At 64.4% G+C, this 18,153-nt stretch carries 14 protein-coding genes; 6 read left to right on the top strand and 8 right to left on the bottom strand.

Going from position 1 to position 18,153, the window contains the following annotated elements; translation table 11 throughout:
- The first annotated feature begins 49 nt into the window (after nt 1-49).
- On the top strand, nt 50-1,357 hold the full coding sequence (gene gdhB / locus ACJYUO_RS08425) for a glutamate dehydrogenase GdhB (RefSeq protein WP_494344946.1): 1,308 nt from the start codon (nt 50-52) through the stop codon (nt 1,355-1,357).
- 144 nt (nt 1,358-1,501) lie between these two features.
- A complete protein-coding gene (locus ACJYUO_RS08420; protein WP_494344945.1) occupies nt 1,502-2,170 on the top strand; it encodes a DUF502 domain-containing protein in 669 nt (222 codons plus the stop codon).
- 50 nt (nt 2,171-2,220) lie between these two features.
- On the opposite strand, the gene ACJYUO_RS08415 is transcribed toward ACJYUO_RS08420, so the two are convergent.
- Together ACJYUO_RS08415 and ACJYUO_RS08410 are read right to left on the bottom strand one after the other, a co-directional pair.
- Nucleotides 2,221-3,558 (bottom strand): RNA-guided endonuclease InsQ/TnpB family protein, encoded by a 1,338-nt coding sequence (locus ACJYUO_RS08415; protein WP_494344944.1) that lies wholly within the window; start codon nt 3,556-3,558, stop codon nt 2,221-2,223.
- 229 nt (nt 3,559-3,787) lie between these two features.
- On the bottom strand, nt 3,788-4,753 hold the full coding sequence (locus tag ACJYUO_RS08410) for an NAD(P)-dependent oxidoreductase (protein ID WP_494344943.1): 966 nt from the start codon (nt 4,751-4,753) through the stop codon (nt 3,788-3,790).
- Nucleotides 4,754-4,864: 111 nt separating this feature from the next.
- Here ACJYUO_RS08410 and ACJYUO_RS08405 point away from each other — a divergent pair, with 111 nt between their 5' ends.
- The 3 genes from ACJYUO_RS08405 (at nt 4,865) to ACJYUO_RS08395 (ending at nt 7,810) form a co-directional block, all read left to right on the top strand.
- Nucleotides 4,865-6,202, top strand: a complete 1,338-nt coding sequence (locus ACJYUO_RS08405) for an amidohydrolase (protein ID WP_494344942.1) — start codon at nt 4,865-4,867, stop codon at nt 6,200-6,202.
- Nucleotides 6,199-7,431, top strand: coding sequence for a threonine ammonia-lyase (gene ilvA, locus ACJYUO_RS08400; RefSeq protein ID WP_494344941.1), 1,233 nt, complete (start codon nt 6,199-6,201; stop codon nt 7,429-7,431). Before ACJYUO_RS08405 ends, ilvA begins: the two co-directional genes overlap by 4 nt.
- Before the next feature lie 97 nt (nt 7,432-7,528).
- Nucleotides 7,529-7,810, top strand: a complete 282-nt coding sequence (locus ACJYUO_RS08395; protein WP_494344940.1) for a hypothetical protein — start codon at nt 7,529-7,531, stop codon at nt 7,808-7,810.
- A gap of 88 nt (nt 7,811-7,898) precedes the next feature.
- Here the strand turns inward: ACJYUO_RS08395 and ACJYUO_RS08390 are convergent, their stop codons facing one another.
- From ACJYUO_RS08390 to ACJYUO_RS08365, 6 genes are all read right to left on the bottom strand, one after another.
- On the bottom strand, nt 7,899-9,260 hold the full coding sequence (locus tag ACJYUO_RS08390; RefSeq protein WP_494344939.1) for an aminotransferase class III-fold pyridoxal phosphate-dependent enzyme: 1,362 nt from the start codon (nt 9,258-9,260) through the stop codon (nt 7,899-7,901).
- Nucleotides 9,261-9,391: 131 nt separating this feature from the next.
- Entirely contained in the window at nt 9,392-11,038 is a 1,647-nt protein-coding gene (locus ACJYUO_RS08385) for a BCCT family transporter (protein ID WP_494344938.1), read from the bottom strand.
- Nucleotides 11,039-11,432: 394 nt separating this feature from the next.
- Nucleotides 11,433-12,083: a DUF8102 family protein gene (locus ACJYUO_RS08380; RefSeq protein ID WP_494344937.1), complete on the bottom strand. Its 651-nt coding sequence runs from the start codon at nt 12,081-12,083 to the stop codon at nt 11,433-11,435.
- A gap of 87 nt (nt 12,084-12,170) precedes the next feature.
- Nucleotides 12,171-13,451, bottom strand: a complete 1,281-nt coding sequence (locus tag ACJYUO_RS08375; RefSeq protein WP_494344936.1) for an amidohydrolase — start codon at nt 13,449-13,451, stop codon at nt 12,171-12,173.
- Between the two features lie 157 nt (nt 13,452-13,608).
- Nucleotides 13,609-13,998, bottom strand: a complete 390-nt coding sequence (locus ACJYUO_RS08370; RefSeq protein ID WP_494344935.1) for a Rid family detoxifying hydrolase — start codon at nt 13,996-13,998, stop codon at nt 13,609-13,611.
- A gap of 16 nt (nt 13,999-14,014) precedes the next feature.
- Entirely contained in the window at nt 14,015-15,397 is a 1,383-nt protein-coding gene (locus ACJYUO_RS08365; protein WP_494344934.1) for an aspartate aminotransferase family protein, read from the bottom strand.
- A gap of 389 nt (nt 15,398-15,786) precedes the next feature.
- Between ACJYUO_RS08365 and ACJYUO_RS08360 the strand changes: the two genes are divergently transcribed.
- Complete coding sequence (locus ACJYUO_RS08360; RefSeq protein ID WP_494344933.1) at nt 15,787-18,084, top strand: amino acid permease; 2,298 nt, start codon at nt 15,787-15,789, stop codon at nt 18,082-18,084.
- Nucleotides 18,085-18,153 lie beyond the last annotated feature (69 nt).

Here is an 18,153-nt window from a genome sequence, read left to right as displayed (position 1 = left end):
TCCATGGAACGCCAACCATACTACAGCCTTCGACACGACTAGCATACTGATGACTCCCTCATCACCCGCAACGGAGAACGAATCAGCGGACGAACTCGATTCGGCGCTCGTCACCGCCCGCCGGCAGTTAGAGCGGGCCGCGACCCACGTCGATGTCGATCCCGGGGTCGTCGAACGACTGAAACACCCGACGCGGGTCCAGCAGGTATCGGTGCCTTTAGAGCGCGAGGACGGCTCCGTCGAGGTCTTTACGGGGTATCGAGCCCAGCACGACGACGTTCGCGGCCCGTATAAGGGCGGGCTGCGCTACCATCCCGACGTGTCCGCCGAGGAGTGTACCGGGCTCTCGATGTGGATGACCTGGAAGTGCGCCGTGATGGATCTGCCCTTCGGCGGCGGGAAAGGCGGCATCGCTGTCGATCCCAAGGAACTGAACGAAGACGAGACCGAACGGCTCACCCGTCGCTTCGCGGAGGAACTGCGCGATGCGGTCGGCCCGACGAAAGACGTTGCCGCGCCGGACATGGGGACCGACGCCCAGACGATGGCGTGGTTCATGGACGCCTACTCGATGCAACAGGGCGAGACGATCCCCGGCGTCGTCACCGGGAAACCGCCCGTCATCGGCGGCTCCTACGGCCGCGAGGAGGCCCCCGGCCGGTCGACCGCCATCGTCACGCGGGAGGCCGTCCAGTACTACGGCCAAGAGCTCTCCGAGACAACCGTCGCCGTCCAGGGCTTCGGCAGCGTCGGCGCGAACGCCGCCCGCCTGCTCGAGGACTGGGGCGCGACCGTCGTCGCCGTCAGCGATGTCAACGGCGCGATTTACGACCCCGAGGGGATCGATGTCGATGATATTCCCTCCCACGACGAGGAGCCCGAAGCGGTCACCCGCTTTGCGACCGAGATCGCCGACGCGGACAGCGTCGAACGGCTCTCGAACGAAGCGCTCCTCGAGCTAGATGTCGACGTTCTCATTCCGGCCGCGGTCGGTAATGTCATCACGGGGGACAACGCCGACGCCATCGCGGCTGATATCGTCGTCGAGGGCGCGAACGGGCCGACTACCTTCGCCGCCGACACTATCCTCGAGGAGCGAGACGTGCAGGTGATTCCGGACATCCTCGCGAACGCCGGCGGCGTGACGGTCTCGTATTTCGAGTGGCTGCAGGACATCAACCGCCGCCAGTGGTCCCTCGAACGGGTCAACGAGGAACTCGAGGAGCACATGCTCGAGGCGTGGGACGCCGTCCAAGCGCAGGTCGACGCCGAGGGGCTGACGTGGCGCGATGCCGCCTACGTGGTGGCGCTGTCCCGGATCGCGGAAGCCAAGGAGACTCGCGGGCTCTGGCCCTAATCGATTCCGGCCGCCGGCGATTCGAACTGCGTCGACACCGCTGACCGTTGCCGGCGGGTTGACTCGAGTCGACGCGACTGCTCGCCGTCGATCGCGACCGGGAGAAGGGAAGGGCTCATGTCCCACCGGTCGCATGCTTCGAGTATGGCGTCGTGGAAGCGGGTGTTCGCGAGCGGGCTCATCCTCATCGGGCCGATACTCGTCACGCTGTACGTCGTCTACCGGGCCTACGCGATCGTGACCGGGGTCACGCCGACGCTCGTGCTCGACGAAACGGTTCTGAGCGGTCTGATCGCCCACGAACCGACCCGCATACGCGTCGTCAGCGTCCTCCGGCTGCTCACCTCTCTGAGCTTCTTTTTCGTCCTGACCGTCGTGATCGGCGTCTTGACCCGAACGACGATCGGCGACCTCTTCGCGCGGAGCGTCGACGGGTTCGCGAACCGCGTCCCGGGGCTGCGCGTCGTCTACAACGCGTCGAAGGTCGCCGCCGAAACCACGCTCGGCGAGGAGCAGGCGCTGCAGGAACCCGTCAGAGTCGAGAGCTGGGACGGCGTCGAGATGACGGCGTTCAAGACCGGCCAGACGACCACCGACGGCCGGGTCGTGCTCTTCATTCCGACGGCACCGAACGTCACCTCCGGCTTCGTCGTCGAGGCCGAGGCGAGCCGCGTCACCGAAACCGACGATTCCGTCGAGGAAGCGCTCGCACGGATGCTAAGCGGCGGGTTCGGCGATACCAAACGCCCGGACGGCTCGAGCCCGACCGTCCCCTTCGATACGTCTGACGACCGATCGGAAGAGACTGATTGACATCCTCCCCGCTCTGAAGGGCAAGGATTCCCACGTTGGGATATTGTGGTTTACGACGCGACCTGTTCTTGAGGTGCGAACGCACCAGTTTCCTTGTCAAACAGGTACGTCGATGGCTGTGCCAACCAGCCGTTACTCCTATCACCGTCCTCAGAACGCGAAGCGTTCTGATGTGCGGACGAGACGCAAAGCGTCTCGTCAACGCCATCCGTGGCGGGACTCGGAGATACTTTCTGTCGAATGTTCTCAGCACCATTCACATCTGCGTTCGCCACCGTATCACACTCATCGCAGACGTACAGTCCGCGTTCAACACGGTTCGCATCACGCTTGCGTCCACAGCAGGAACACGACTTCGACGTATCGCGCTCCGATACTTGCGTGACTGTAATGCCTTTCATCTCGGCTTTGTATTCGAGAAGGTCGGTGAATCGGTCGAACGCCCACGAGTGCAAGTCGAGGTTGCCGTGCGTGCCCCAGTTCTTCGACTCATTGTTCTCCTCGTCCTCACGGATGCCGGAGAGGTCGCCCACTACGATGGTTCCAACACCGTCCTCAACACACCGCTGAACGATGTGTTTTGAGAGTGTGTGGAAGTAGTGGGTGCGGCGAGCCGATCTCTTCTGATTCAACCGATTTGCTTGCTCGGAGTCAGAGTCCTCACACTGGGCGATACGCTTGCTGAAGTAGTAGTCGTCCTGCTTCAGACAATTGAGTGGGTACAGTTCGCTGTGGCCGTCTTCGTAGGCGAGTGCGGCGAAGTTGGTGATACCGAGATCAACACCCACCGTCTTCTCACCGGGGGATTCTGCCACTTTGATTTTGACGTTACAGACGAAATGGAGTTCCCACTCCTCACCAGTCCAGACTGCCCGAACTTGTTGGACGCTCTCTACGGAGGAGAGGTCGATATCAGGGCGAGTTTCGTACTTACAGAGGATGAAATCCGACCAGTAGTCCTTGAGGTTCGAGCCTTTGCTGAATCGGACTCTGTTGTACTGGGTGTCGAGTTTGAAACCGGCGGCTTTGAACGTGACTGTACTTCGCGGGTGTTCGTCGCCGTGTTTGCGGTAGCCGGGCGGGTTCGCCCGCTGGTCTCCGTTTTGTCGTTTGCCGTACCAGCCGGAGAACGCCTCAGCGAGTTCTTGAAGGACTCGCTGGCTTGACTGAGAATGGAAGTCATCGTAGCGTTCGTGGCTCTTGAGGTACGCGGTGAGTTCGTCGTGTTCAGGAATGTAGTCGATTTCATCCCAGACGCGACTGATTGTCCACCGTCCAACGTTCCAGAGCTTCGAGGCGGCGAACCCGAGGGCGTCAAGGTCGTCTTGCACCTGTGTCTGGTTCCTAATAGAAGCAGTGTAGGTGCGGGTAACAACCTGTTTCGCCATACGTAACCTATGTAGGTAAATCTACTTGTAGGTGTGGATGACGCAGCGTGGAATATCCCGCCGTGCCATCGAACCGTGGATTGTGTAGAGGTTGTCGGATTCATCCCCGCCCTAAAGGGCGGGGCTTTCTCCTCGATTCTCCGTAACAGTCTCGTCATAGAAGGAACACAGAACGGCGCGAGAGCGCCGCGTGGGGCTCGTCACAGCCCATCCAGCCGTCACTCTCGAGTCAATCGGGCCGATAGACGGTGTTCTCGAGGTCGCCGCCGGTCTCGAGGGCGTCGACGTTGTGCGCGACGATATCGGCCAATCGGTCCCAGTGTTTCGGCGTGTGACCACCGGTGTGGGGCGTTATCAGACAGTTCTCGAGGTCCCAGAGCGGGTGGTCGGCGGGGAGCGGTTCGGGGTCGGTAACGTCGAGGGCGGCCCCGCGGATGCCCTCGAACTGCAGCGCCGAGACGAGCGCGTCGGTGTCGATAATCCCGCCGCGGGCCGCGTTGACGACGACCGCGTTCGGCGGGAGCGTCGCCAGTTCGTCCTCGCCGACCAGCCCGCGGGTCAAATCGTTGAGCGGGCACGCGAGCACGACGTAGTCGCTCCGGGAGAAGGCCTCGTGGACGTCGTCCTCGTCGAAGCCGAGCACCTCGTCGGTCGGGCCCCCCTTCTCGGGAGTATAGCGAATCCCGATCGTCTCGACCTCGAAGCCCTCGAGTCGCTTGACGACCGCCTGCCCGATCGAGCCGAGGCCGACGACCGTGACGGTGCTGTCGGTGAACTCGAACGACTGGAAGTGCCGCCACTCGCTGTTTTCCTTGCGCCGCCAGCCCTCGTGGAGCCGGCGCGCGAAGACGAGCATGTTGGCGATGGATTGCTCGGCGATGCCGGGCGCGTGGATGCCGCCCGCGTTCGTGACCGCTACGCCGTGGTCGGCCAGCGCGTCCATCGGCACGTGGTCGGTGCCGGCAAAGGTACACGCAAATAGCTCGAGCCGGTCGGCCCGCTCGAGGAGGGCCTCGTCGATCGTGATGCCGGTTACGACACGGGCTTGGGGAACGAGTTCGCGTTCCTCCTTCGGCGTCCGCGCGAGCGCGACGGTGTGATCGGGCAGCCGCTCGCGGAGCCGCTCGGCGTACGACTCCATCGATAACCCCTCCGTCCCCTCTCTCAGAACGACGACGTCTGGATTCGTGCTCATGTCGATGGTGCGTTACCGAACGATTGGTATCCGCTAACTTATCCTTTTTGTGTATCCGACGTACACACTGATTGTGTATAATTAAGGTGCTGGGGCGCGTCAGCAACTCGCATGACCGAACCGATTCAGGACCGACTCGTAACGGTTCGTCGCAGCTTTCACCGCCACCCCGAGCCGGCGTGGCGCGAATTCTTCACGACGGCCCAACTCGTCGAGGAGATCCGGGCCATCGGCGTCGACGAACTCGCCGTCGGTCCGGACGCCTACGACCCCACCGATCGGATGGCCGTCACCGACGACGACCTCGAGCCGTGGCTCGAGCGCGCCCGCGAGCGCGGCGCGGACAAGGAGTTGCTCGAGCGGATGACGGGCGGGAACACCGGCGCAGTGGCAGTCCTCGAGCGTGGCAAGGGACCGTCGATCGGGCTGCGGGTCGACATCGACGGGCTGTTCATCGAGGAATCGACCAGTCCGGACCACGATCCCGCCGACGAGGGCTTTCGCTCGGAAATCGACGGGACGATGCATGCCTGCGGCCATGACGCTCACATGACGTGGGGGCTCGCCGTCCTCGAGGCGATCAAAGAGAGCGACTTTTCGGGGCGGCTGGTTGTCTTCTTCCAGCCCGCCGAGGAGACCGGCGGCGGGGGGTGTCCGATGGCGAAAAGCGAGTTCGCGGACGGATTGGACTACCTGCTCGCGATCCACGTCGGTCTCGATCACCCGACTGGCGAGGTCGTGGCCGGGATCGAGAAACCGCTTGCCATGTGCCACGTCGATGTGACCATCGAGGGGACCTCCGCGCACGCGGGCAAGGCCCCGAACGAGGGGGCAAACGCCATGCACGCGATGGGTGCGGGTATCGTCAACGCCTACGGCATTCCCCGGCACAGCGACGGCATGACCCGCGTCAACGTCGGGAAATCCGAGGCCGGCACCGCGAGCAACGTCATCGCCGAGCGCGCCCACATGGAGTGTGAGGCCCGCGGCGAGACGACCGAGTTGATGGAGTACATGAAACGTCGCCTCGAGCGCACGATGCAGTCGGCGGCGAAGATGCACGGCTGCCGGGCCGACGTCGAGGTCGTCAGCGAGTCGCCGCGGGCGGACAGCGACCCCGAACTGCAGGCGCTGGTCAGCGAGGTTGCGGACGAGGTCGACGGGATCGATCGCGTGCTGCCGGCCGCCGATTTCGGCGCGAGCGAGGACGCGACGTTCCTAATGGAGCGAGTGCAGCAAGACGGCGGGCTGGCGACCTACCTGATCGTCGGCACCGATCACCCGACGAGCCACCACACGCCGACGTTCGACGTAGACGAGCGCAGTTTGGAACACGGCGTCGATGTCCTGGTCACAACGATCCGGGAACTCGAGGCGCGGCATCCGGTCCCCCACGTCGCGGAGCCCGGAGCGGCGGACGGAACGGGGCTTGTGGAGGGCGGCGAATGAGCGAGGCCCGCGTCACGCTCGCAGATATCGAGGCGGCGCGGGAGCGGATCGCCGACATCGTCCACCGCACGCCGCTCGACACCTCGCGGACGTTCGCCGAACTGAGCGGCGCGGCCTCGGTCGGACTCAAACTCGAGAACGTCCAGCGGACGGGCTCGTTCAAGATCCGCGGTGCGTACAACAAGATGGCACAGCTTTCCGAGGCGGAGCGGGAGGCCGGCGTCATCTCCTCGAGTGCGGGCAATCACGCTCAAGGCGTGGCGCTGGCCGGCGACCTGCTCGACATCGAGACGGCGATCGTGGTGCCGGCGGTAACCCCGGCCGCGAAGATCGAGGCCACCCGCGGCTACGGGGCCGAGGTGGTCGTCGAGGGCGACATCTACGAGCGCTCCTACGAGTACGCCCTCGAGCGGGCCGCCGAAACCGGCGAGACGTTCGTCCACCCCTTCGACGACGAGGCGATCGTCGCCGGACAGGGAACGATCGGGCTCGAACTGCTCGAGCAGTACCCCGAGATCGAGACCGTTCTCGTGGCGATCGGCGGCGGCGGGCTGATCTCGGGGATCGGGACGGTGCTCAAAGCCGCCGAGCGCGACGTGCGCGTGATCGGCGTCCAGCCCGAGGGTGCCGCACACGCGAAACCGTCGCTCGAGGCCGGCGAGATCCGGGAACTGTCCGACATCGACACTGTCGCGGAGGGGATCGCGGACACCCGGATGCTCGAGACGACCTTCGAAATCGCCCGCGAGGTCGTCGATGATGTCGTGAGTGTGAGCGACCGCGAGATCGCCGCCGCGGTGACACTGCTCGCAGAGCGTGCGAAGACGGTCGCCGAGGGTGCCGGGGCCGCGCCGCTGGCCGCCGCGCTCTCCGAGGAACTGACCGTCGAGGGCGAACACGTCGGCGTCGTGATCTCCGGCGGCAACGTAAACCTCACCGAACACGCCGAACTGACTCGGACCGGGCTCTACGAACTCGAGCGCTACGCCGACGCCCGACTCGCCGTCGAGGGCTGGCCGACGGCGGTCGGCGACGTGGTCGAAACCGTCGAGGCCGAGGGGGCCGAACTCGACGTGCTCGAGCGCGCTCGTCGGACCTCGGTCGATCACCCGAACCGAACGCCCGTGACGATCGGGCTCGAGGGCAGCGGCAGGGCGCATCTCGCAAGTGTGCTCGAGGCACTGGACGGGCTCCAGGGAGTGTCGGTCGTGGAGCGATCGCTCAAGTAGCCGTCGACCGTATTCTGATTGTCCGAGAAAAAGTACCGACCGGCAATCGAACGAATGCCAACGAAGCGTTTTTTGTACTGAGTAGACAAATTCAGATGTGAATCGGGCGCTCTTCTATTACGTCTCGCAGATGATCGTCGGCGGCGGCCTCGCCCTGATCGGGGGTTCGAACATCATCTCCGGCGAGTCCAACGGATTCGCGCTCTCGCTGAGTTCGACGTTGATGATCGTGGGCGGCATCGGAATTCTTCTCGGAAACGGTTATCACATTCTGAACGGGAACGCCGACCGCATCGATATCGGGCGCGTGAGCTTCTGGCTCTCGATTGTCGCCGCGGTACTCATCCTGCTTGTGGGAGTGCTATCACTCGCGATCTGAGGCAGATCGCCCGTCACGTTTCCGCTGGCGTCGGGACCGCTGTCAGTCCCGCGAGGAGCGCCGAAATCCGATCGTTCGAAGTCGGTCGTCAAGCCACCGTCGCGCTCGGGCCGACGGCCTCGATCGCCTCGCAGAAGATTCCGATCCCGAGTTCGATCTCGCGTTCGGTCGAGTCGAGCGGCGGGAGCAGCCGGATGGTCTTTTTCCCGCAGCCGAGGGTGAGCAGACCGCGCTCGAGGGCCGCCTCGACGACGGCGCTCCGGCGTTCCGCCGTGTCGAACTCGACGGCGAGCATCAGGCCCTTCCCGCGAATATCCTCGACGTGGTCGGGCGCGTCGTCGCGCAGGAGTTCTTTTGCCTGCTCGCCGCGGCGGGTCGCGTTGTCGAGCAAGTCGTGTTCCTGAATCGCCTCGAGCGTGAATGCGCCCATCATCGAGCCGAGCAGGTCGCCGCCGCCGAAGGTCGACCCCAGTCGGTTCTTCTGGCTCGGGAAGACCTCCGAGCGCGAAATCGTCGCGCCGACGCGCAGGGCCTTCGCGCTAGCGATGACGTCGGGTTCGATCGGGTAGTGATCGGACGCCCAGATCTCGCCGGTGCGGCCGACGCCCGACTGGATCTCGTCGACGACCAGCGGGATGTCGTACTCGTCGGTGACGTCCGCGACTTCCTGCATGAACGTCTCACTGGGGAACCGGTAGCCGCCGACGCCCTGAATCGGCTCGAGCGTGAGGAAGGCGATCTCGTCGGGGTCGACGTGGCCGCCCTCGGGCGCGAGCATATTGCGGAGTTGCGAGCCGCCGCCGGCGAAGAAACCGCAGTCGCAGCTACCGGCGTCACAGCCCCGATCGGCACAGAACGGCACCGTCTCGATTCCGCTAATCTCGGGGTAGTGGCGCGTGTAGACGTCCTTGGACTTCGTAAGCGAGAGCGTGCCGAGGGTGCGCCCGTGGAAACTGCCGCCGAATGCGACGCCGTACTTGGCCGGCGCGCGGTAGTCGTTGGTGATCTTCATCGCGTTTTCCATGGCCTCCGCGCCGGAGTTCGAGAGGAAAACGGTGTCCATCCCGTACTGACTCGAGACCTCGGTCAGTTTTGCCATGAGGTGACTCGAGCCGGGCACGTCGGACTCCTCGGGGGTGGGGCCGGCACCGAAGTACATGTCTTGGCCCGCGATCTTCATCGGTTCGACGAGGTCGAACTCGCGGACCTTCTCGAGGACTTTCGCGTTGTTGTAGCCGAGCGGTGCCGCGCCGATGTGACAGGTGAAATCGAGGAGGACGTTCCCGTCGACATCGGTGACGAAAGGCCCGTCGGCCTCGCGGGTCACGTCCCAGACGAACTCGTGGGAGTACTCGCTGGGCGCGGAGTACTCTTGATGGAAGTCGACCCACTGCTGGGCGTTCGGCCCGGGAAGCGCGTCCGCGTCGGGTTCCGCCGTGTCCCTATCCATACACAGATTATGTGTACCTCGTACATTAAAACTTGTTATAGATTAGCGAGGGAAGACGATCGGTCGCCTGCAGAAAACGGACAGCATGACGGCCGACACGGATCGTCGACCGGGGAGGTGGCCTGGGCGGCTTAGTCGTCGTCCGATTCGACGGGGCCGCCGGGACCGGGCGATTCCGGTTCAGTTTCGGCTTTTCGACTCGAGCCGACGAGGACGGTTTCGTCCTGTAAGAGGACTCGACCGTAGCTCGAACTGAAGTCCGCGATCAGCGAGCACATCGCGGCGAAACAGACGAAGGCAAACGGCGCGCCGGTGATGATGACCGCGTTCTGGAGCGCGCTCGTTCCGCCCTCGCCGCCGATGATCATGAGGATCGCCGCGGTCATGCCGAGGACGACGCCCCAGAAGACCCGGTTGATCGTCGACGGACTCGCCTTGCCGCCGGTCGTCATCATCGAGACGGCGAGCGTCGAGGAGTCCGCCGACGTGATGAAGAACGTCGTCACGAGGATCATGAAGGCGACCATGAAGACCGTTCCGAGGGGGAAGGCTTCGAAGAGGATGAAGCCCGAGACCTCCGGCGTGCCGTTGGCGATCACCGTGCTGAAGTCGGCCGTTCCGGTGTGATGGTATTGCAGCGCGGTGCCACCGACGAAGGTAAACCACGGGATGGTCGCTGCCGAAGTCGCGCCGATCCCGGTAAAGGCAACTTCGCGGACGGTTCGGCCCTTCGAAATGCGGGCGATGAACAGGCCCGCGAAGGGCGACCACGAGAGCGCCCACGCCCAGTAGAAGACGGTCCACGAGTTCATCCAACTCGTCCCGCCGTCGGTTCCCGTTCCGGTGTAGAGGCTCATGGACGTGAAGTCGGCGATCATGCCGCCCATCGCCTGGGAGCCAAGCAGGAGTAAGAACAGCGTCGGCCCCAGAATGAACGTCGCGAGCATGAGCACGACGAACAGGATCATGTTGAAGTTCGAGAGCCGGCGAATCCCCCTGTCGACTCCCAGCACCATCGAGATGGTAAACAGGAGCGTCATCGTGGTCACGACGATGAGGATGCCGGCGTTCCCCAGCGCGATATCCCACTGGTAGTTGAGACCGGCGATGAACTGGCTTCCGATGAAGCCGAGCGACGTGGCCACGCCGCCGATCGTCGCGAAGACGGCGAGGATGTCCACGACCTTTGCAGCCGGTCCGTCGAGGTTCTCCTTGCCGAGGATCGGCGTCAGCGCCGAGGAGACCCGCAGCGGGACATCATCGTAATTGTACGCGAAGTAGCTGATCGCGAGCCCCATGATCGTGAACACGGCGAGCTGGGGCAGCGCCCAGTGGAACAGGGTTTGCTGAATCGCGATCGGGATCGCCTCGGCCGTTCCGCCTTCGACGCCGAACAGCGGCGACGGGGAGTCGTAGTAGAACAACGCCTCGGTCGGCCCCCAGAAGACGACACCTGCCGCGAAGCCGGCCGAGTACAACATCGCGAAGTACGAGAGGAAACTGTACTCCGGATCCGAGTCCCCCATCTTGATCTTCCCCCACGGCCCGACGATCAGGAACAACAGGAAGAGGACGATCAGGAACACGATCACCAACAGCGCCCAGTTCAGGTACTCGACCACCCAGCCGTAGACGGTGTTGATCGTCTCCGTGACGAGCGCCTCGTCGATGAAAAACGCCGCGATCACGCCGACGGTCAGCAACGCGCCGAACGCGAAGACGACCAGATCGAGCTCCTCGAGGAACTCGTCGACCATTCCCCTCTCGGCGTCGCTCATCCCGTCTCACCTCCGGAAAGCGCACGACAGCGGGCTGATTGTGCGTGGCTCCACCTACCGTTCGCCATGCTGCGTGATGGCATACCGCTACCATTGACAGCGTATACAATAAGTGTTTCTCACTTCGCGAAAATATCCACAGTTTCCGTTTATCAGACGTATATGCAGAAGACAGCCGTATTTCCAGCCGCTGTGTACGTTTGTCTCGGAGAAGGGGTGAGTTAGCGGACAAACTGTCAGTAGGCGTGTTCGGATAACGGTTTCAGTAACCACGAAGGGACACAGTAACTGAAAATCGCCTGCTCGAGCGGTACGGACAACGGACGATGAGAGCCGCGCTCGTCAGCCGGAATCAGCGGACCGAAAACGAAATTCGATAGCCGGTGTGGCCGGGCTATCGATTCGTCAGTTCTTGGAACGTCGCCTCGCGGGTCTCGGCGCTCTCGGTCACCCGTTCGGCGAACTCGTCGACGCGGTCTTTGATCTCCTCGCCGGTGTCTTCCGGCGAGAAGTCATCGGACATGGTCAGTAATCGGACGAACGCGCGGAGTTCCTCGTCGGTGAGCTTGGCGAACTCCTCGTTTTCCAGTTTTTCGACGACCTCGTCGACGTCGATCTGACCGACCGGGTCGACGTTGAACTCGACGTTGACCATGCGGTAGTTCGAGCCGGCGAGTCGCTGTTCGGCCTTGCCGACGCCCTCCGAGAGCATCTCCTTGAACGGCGTGTGATACCCCATCGTACCGAGATGGAGAAAGGCGAGCATGTCGGTGATCCCCTGTGTGTAGGCGTCGCGGTCCTCGTCGTCGGGATCGAAGACCGTCTCCCGGTCGCGTTCCTCCATGTACTCGAAGAGAATGCTGAAATCGAGAATCGCGTTCCGGACCCGGCGTCGGATCCGGTTTCGCTTCTGTTTTTTCGAGTGGTCGGTGTAGTCCGTCTTCCGGCCGAGCAGGAAGTCACGGTCGGAGGGCGTAAGAATGCCGCGCGGGCGATCCGAGTCCGCCGCCGGTCGCAGTGACTCCGGCACGTCGTCCTGACTCATATCGAATACACGAACAGCCCGCGAATTAACGTTTCCCATCCGTCGAACGTGACCACAGACGAACAGTTCGAGGATCGGACCGTTCCGCTACGGTCGACGGCGGGAGAGTTCGACGGCCGTCTCGGTCAACAGCCCCACGCCGATCTCGAGGCTCGACTCGTCGATATCGAACGTCGGCGTGTGGTGGCTGGTCGGGTGATCGGTGCCGACGAGGACGTACGACGCGAGGCCGCCGTTCTCCTGGACTCGCTCCATCAGGTAGGTCACGTCCTCGCTCACGCCGAAGTCCTCGGTGGGCACGACGCGGTCGACCCCCTCAACCTCCCACGCGACGTTCCCCACGAGGTCTCGCAGGGCGGGATGGCTGTCGACGCGGGGCGACTCGCTGATCACCCGCGGTGTGACGTCACAGTCGTGCATCTCTGCGGCGGCGTAGAGCACTCGCTCGAGTTCCGTGCGCGTGTACTCCATCAGCGAGGTGGTCTCGCCGCGGACCTCGGCCTCGATGGTGACTTCCTCGGCGATGACGTTGCTCGCGGTGCCGCCCTCGATGCGGCCGACGTTGACCCGGGTCATGCCGTCGCTGTGCCGGGGGATGCCGTAGGCGTTCTGGATCGCGGTCGCCGCCGCCTGCATGGCGTTTGCCCCCTCGTTAGGAGCTTTGCCCGCGTGGGCGCTCGCGCCCTCGAACGTCGCGGTCAGGTGAGCCATCGCCAGCGGTTTCTCGATGCCGGCGACGATCTCGCCCGTCGGATGGTCCAGCCCGATATGAAGCGCGAGGAGGTAGTCGACGTCGTCGAGGTAGCCGCTCTCGGCCATCGCCTTCCCGCCGCCGGAGATCTCCTCGGCGGGCTGAAAGAAGACCTTCACCGTCCCTTCGAAGTCGCTTTCCTTGATCGTCTCGAGCGTGCCGAGAGCCATCGCAACGTGGGCGTCGTGGCCGCAGGCGTGCATGTAGCCGTCGTGTTCGGAGCGAAAGCCCTCCGCGGCCGGCCGGTGGTCGCGCTCGTCTGACTCGCGCATCGAGATCGCATCGAGGTCGACGCGCACCCCGAGACAGGGTCCCGACCCCTGCTCGAGCACCGCGATAACCCCAGTGTGGCCGTCGGCGGTGCGCTCGAGGATATCCGAGCGGACCCCGGCCTCGCGGGCGCGCTCGAGCCACGGCTCGAGTTCCGACTCTGGCGGGACGGCCATGCGCTCGTCGGTCGCCAAGGCCTCGCGGCCGACGGCGATCTCGTCGACGCCGATCCGCTCGAGTTCCTCGACCACCCGGGCCGTCGTCCGGAACTCGCGCCAGCCGGGTTCGGGGTGGCGGTGGAACGCGCGCCGGAGATCGCTCAATCGATTGTACACGTCATAGGACATTCTTGCCGCTTCTACGCCCGGGAGATACTTAATCGTAGTCAATAATCGTACACCAATTACGCAGTATCGATGGAGATAGTCACGGGACGAATCCGATTCGCCCCGGTTCCCATAACCCGGACCGCAGTCGTCGGACCCGGTCGGTGAGCGTCGGTGGTCAGCCCAGATACGCGGTCGCGTCCAGTTCCACGCGGACGTCTTCGGGGAGCCGCGAGACCTCGACGCAGACGCGAGCCGGCGGATCCTCGCCGAACCGCGCGCCGTAGGCCGCGTTGACGCGCTCGTAGTCCTCGAGATCGGTCAGGTAGACGGTGACTTTGACCACGTCGGCGAGGCCGTCACCGCCGGCCTCGTCGACGACGGCGGCGATGTTGTCGAGTACCCGGTCAGTCTGGGCCTCGATGTCGCCCTCGACGACCGCGCCCGTTTCGGGATCGACGGGGCCGTAGCCGGAGACGTACAGCGTGTCGCCGGCGCGGACGCCCTGCGAGTAGGGGTTGTCGGTGCTCGGTGCGTCGTCGGTTGCAATCGAGTCGATATCGGACATGAATTCTCGGCTCGAGTCAAGCCGCTCGTTTCGCTTCGGCGGTCACGGCTTCGATCGCTTCGACGACGACATCGAGCGCCGTCTCAGCTAGGTCGTGGGTCAACACCAGCGGCGGCAGGAACCGGAGCACGTTGCCGTGGCGGCCGGCCGTCCAGACGAGGACGCCGCGTTCGAAGCAGTACTGCTGGATGGCGTCGACGAGGTCGCCGTCGGGCTTGCCGTCGGCGTCGACGAACTCGGCACCGATAAATAGCCCTTTGCCGCGAACGTCAGCGAGGCGGGCGTTCCCGTCACCGGCTTCGCGGAGCCGTCCCCGAATGTACTCGCCGAGGTCGCGAGCGTGCGCGAGGAGGTCGTGATCCTGGATGTACTCGATGGCACGGGTGCCGGCGCGCATGCCGACGACGTGGCCGCGATAGGTGCCGGCGTGGTCGCCCGACCCCCACGTGTCGAGATCCTCGTGGTACATCGTGGCCGAGAGCGGGAAGCCGACGCCGCCCAGCGCCTTCGCGCTCGTCATTGCATCGGGGGCGACCCCGTCCCAGTCGCTGGCCCACCACTGGCCGGTGCGGCCGAGGCCGCTCTGAATCTCGTCGAAGACGAGCGTCACGTCGTTGTCGTCGGCGATGTCGCGCAGCCCCTGCAAGAACCCTTTCGGCGGCGTGACGATGCCGCCCTCGCCCTGAATCGGCTCGACGATGATACCGGCCGGGTTCGCCAGTCCGCCATAGGGATCTTCGACGATCGCCTGGACCTCCTCGAGTGCGTGATCGACCGCTTCCTCGGGAGTCTTGTCCTGTCGGAATGGGTGTGGATACGGTGCGTGGACGACATCGGAGAGCAACGGCGTGTACTCCCCCTTGAACTTCTTGTTCGACGTGACGCTCATCGCGCCGGTCGTCGCGCCGTGGTAGCCGCCGCGGAACGCGATCAGGCCGTCGCCGCCCGTGTTGTACTTCGAGAGTTTGATCGACGCCTCGATGGCGTCGCTGCCGGTCGGGCCGCCGAAGACGACCTTATTCTGGCCCTGCAAGCCGTCGGGGGCGATCTCGTCGAGTTTCTCGATCAACTCGAGTCGCGCTTCGGTCGGGAAGTCGACCGTGTGGACGAACTTGTCGGCCTGCTCGTGGACCGCCTCGAGTACGTAGGGGTTCGAGTGGCCGACGTTGAGCACGCCGATACCGGCAAAGAGGTCGATGTAGGTGTTGCCGTCGGCGTCCCGAACCGTCGCGCCCTTGCCCTCCTCGAAGGCGATCGGGATGTCGTCGGGGTAGGCGACCGCGCTGCTGTCGATCTCGCGTTGTTTCTCGAGCAAGGCCCGCGTGTTCGGGCCGGGCACGTCGTCGACAGTCGGTGCGTCCGCGAAGTGGAGTTCGTCTATCGGCGGTCCTGCCGTCATACGTATGCGAAGGTGGAACAATTATAAATAACTTGTCCACAGTATTCATGCAGACCGTGTACAGTTATTGAATACGAATTGGGCTCGAACGGCGGGCCGAACGAGGACTCGCCGACGAGTTCGTACCCGTCGCCCGCAGTCCGGTCCTGATTCCGAATCCGAACGAGACAGGGCGGGATTCTCAGTGATCGTCAATCGTATTCCATGTCAATACGGATCCAGCAGTCTAATCAGGGAGTTTATCACCGTCACCGACACAAGTCCGATTCAATGAACGCCCGAAATCACGCGTGCGGTCCGCCGCGACAGTCGGTATCGAACGCGATACGCCGACGGGAGCCGGAAGCCAGACGGCGCGACGCGGGCGGGGACGAGTGGGGTGGGCCCACATGAGTGCCGACGAAGAACTCGCAAAGGACCTCGGACTGCTCTCGGCGATCGCGATCGGTATCGGGACCATGATCGGGGCCGGCATCTTCGTGCTGCCGGGCACCGCGGTCGCTCAAGCGGGGCCGCTCGCGGCGCTTACGTTCGTCATCGGCGGCGTCACCGCCCTGTTCACGGCGCTGTCGGCCTCCGAACTGGGGACAGCGATGCCAAAATCCGGTGGGGCATACTTCTACATCAACCGCGCGCTCGGCCCGCTGTTCGGATCGATCAGCGGCTGGGCCAACTGGCTCGGACTTGCCTTCGCCTCCGCGTTCTACATGTACGGGTTCGGCGAATACGTCAACCAACTCGTGGGCGCGCCGGCGCTCGCGCTCGGCCCGGTAACGATCTCGGCAGCCCAGACGATCGGTCTCGTCGGCGCGGCGCTGTTCATCGCGATCAACTACATGGGTGCCAAAGAGACCGGCGGCCTCCAGATCGGGATCGTGCTCACGCTGCTCGCGATCCTCGGCGTGTTCACCATCGTCGGGCTCTTGAACGCCGAACTCGAGTCGCTGCGGCCACTCGCACCCGAGGGGACGACCGGCGAGGTGCTGCCGGTCACTGCCATCGTCTTCGTCTCGTATCTCGGCTTCGTCCAGATCACCTCCGTCGCCGAGGAGATCAAGAACCCGGGCCGGAACCTCCCGCTGGCGGTCATCGGCTCGGTCGTCATCGTCACGGTCGTCTACGCGCTGTTCCTCCTCGTGTTGCTGTCGGCGGTGCCCAACGAACTCGTGGCGAACAACGAGACGGCCGTCGTCGAGGCCGCCGAACTCCTGTTCGGTCAGTACAGCATCTTCGGGTTCAGTCTCGGCGCGCTCGGGTGGGGACTGCTACTGCTCGGTGGCCTTCTGGCGACGGCCTCGAGCGCGAACGCGTCGATCCTCTCGTCGTCGCGGATCAACTTCGCGATGGGCCGAGAGAAGATCATCTCACCGTCGGTCAACGAGATCCACCCGCGCTTTGGCACACCGTACAAGTCGATTCTGATCACCGGCGGGCTCATCATCGCCTTTCTCCTCTTCGGTAACCTCGAGATCCTCTCGACGGCCGGCTCCGTGTTGCACCTGATCGTCTACGGGCTGTTGAATATCGCGCTGATCGTCATGCGGGAGGCCGAGCCCGCCGACTACGATCCCGACTTCGAGGTGCCGCTGTACCCGTTCGTCCCGATCATCGGGACGATCTCGTCGTTCGCGCTGATCGCGTACATCGAACCGCTCGTCATCGCGCTCTCGGCGGGGCTGGTCGTCTTCGCGGCGGCGTGGTACCTGCTGTACGCCCGCCAGCGTGTCGAGAGTGCCGGCGTGTTCGTCGGCTGGATCCTCGACCGCTCCGAGGAGATGCCCGACGCCGCGGTGGCCGCGGCCGATTCGGTCCGTCCCGACGCCGCCAGAGAACCCGCTGTGAGCGCAAACGGCGGCGACTTCCGCGTGATGGTCCCCCTCTCGAACCCGCGTACCGAGAAAGACCTCATCACGCTCGCCGGAGCCATCGCGAAACAACGCGGCGGCACGGTCCACGCCGTCCACATCGTGCAGGTGCCCGACCAGACGCCGCTGGCACGCGCCGAGGAGAACGACCGCCTCGACGCGGAGTCCCAGAAGCTGCTCGAGCAGGCCCGGTCCGACGCCGAGACGTTCGGCGCGCCCGTCGAGACCCACACCGTCCTTTCGCATCGCTCGTTCGAGGAGGTCTTCGACGCCGCCCGCACCTTCGAGGCCGACCAGGTCGTCATGGGCTGGGGGCCGACCGCACACGGCCGCGCCGAGTCCCGAATCGACGAACTGACCCACGATCTGCCCTGTGACTTCCTCGTGTTGAACGAGCGAGGGTTCGAACCCGACCGCATCCTCGTCCCGACCGCGGGCGGCCCCGACTCGGAACTCAGCGCCGAGGTCGCCGGACTGCTCCGCGACGAGTTCGACTCACAGGTGACGCTGTTGCACGTCCTCACCGACGGCGAGTCCGTCGAGGAAGGCGAGCAGTTCCTCGAGGAGTGGGCCGCCGAGAACGACCTCGCCGACGCCGAACTCCGACTCGAGGACGGTGACGTGGAGACGGCAATCGCCGAGGCCGCGACAGAGGCGACGCTGGTCGTCATCGGCGCAACCGGCGAAGGGCTACTCTCGCGAGTCGTCCGCGGCTCGCTGGTCTTAGACGTACTCGAGGACATCGAGTGTTCGGTGTTGCTTGCCGAACGAGCCCGCGAACGATCCATGCGCGAACGGCTGCTCGGAACCGAAGAAGAGTAGCCCCCACTGCGTTTTCGGTTGCGAGCCGGACTACTCGAGAAACGGAGGAACAGCCTTACGCGTGGCGGT

Source organism: Natrinema sp. CRL1 (genome assembly GCF_059162405.1).
The sequence above is the reverse complement of the archived record's forward strand: the minus strand, read 5'-3'. Positions and strand labels throughout refer to the sequence as shown.

Bases quoted from the DNA above. Each gene is read 5' to 3' on its own strand.
- ACJYUO_RS08385 (WP_494344938.1), bottom strand. From the start codon at position 11,038: ATGAGCGACGCCGAGAGGGGAATGGTCGACGAGTTCCTCGAGGAGCTC.
- ACJYUO_RS08420 (WP_494344945.1), top strand. From the start codon at position 1,502: ATGGCGTCGTGGAAGCGGGTGTTCGCGAGCGGGCTCATCCTCATCGGG.
- ACJYUO_RS08375 (WP_494344936.1), bottom strand. From the start codon at position 13,451: ATGTCCTATGACGTGTACAATCGATTGAGCGATCTCCGGCGCGCGTTC.
- ACJYUO_RS08380 (WP_494344937.1), bottom strand. From the start codon at position 12,083: ATGAGTCAGGACGACGTGCCGGAGTCACTGCGACCGGCGGCGGACTCG.
- ACJYUO_RS08370 (WP_494344935.1), bottom strand. From the start codon at position 13,998: ATGTCCGATATCGACTCGATTGCAACCGACGACGCACCGAGCACCGAC.
- ACJYUO_RS08360 (WP_494344933.1), top strand. From the start codon at position 15,787: ATGAGTGCCGACGAAGAACTCGCAAAGGACCTCGGACTGCTCTCGGCG.
- ACJYUO_RS08405 (WP_494344942.1), top strand. From the start codon at position 4,865: ATGACCGAACCGATTCAGGACCGACTCGTAACGGTTCGTCGCAGCTTT.
- gdhB (WP_494344946.1), top strand. From the start codon at position 50: ATGACTCCCTCATCACCCGCAACGGAGAACGAATCAGCGGACGAACTC.
- ACJYUO_RS08410 (WP_494344943.1), bottom strand. From the start codon at position 4,753: ATGAGCACGAATCCAGACGTCGTCGTTCTGAGAGAGGGGACGGAGGGG.
- ACJYUO_RS08390 (WP_494344939.1), bottom strand. From the start codon at position 9,260: ATGGATAGGGACACGGCGGAACCCGACGCGGACGCGCTTCCCGGGCCG.
- ilvA (WP_494344941.1), top strand. From the start codon at position 6,199: ATGAGCGAGGCCCGCGTCACGCTCGCAGATATCGAGGCGGCGCGGGAG.
- ACJYUO_RS08365 (WP_494344934.1), bottom strand. From the start codon at position 15,397: ATGACGGCAGGACCGCCGATAGACGAACTCCACTTCGCGGACGCACCG.
- ACJYUO_RS08415 (WP_494344944.1), bottom strand. From the start codon at position 3,558: ATGGCGAAACAGGTTGTTACCCGCACCTACACTGCTTCTATTAGGAAC.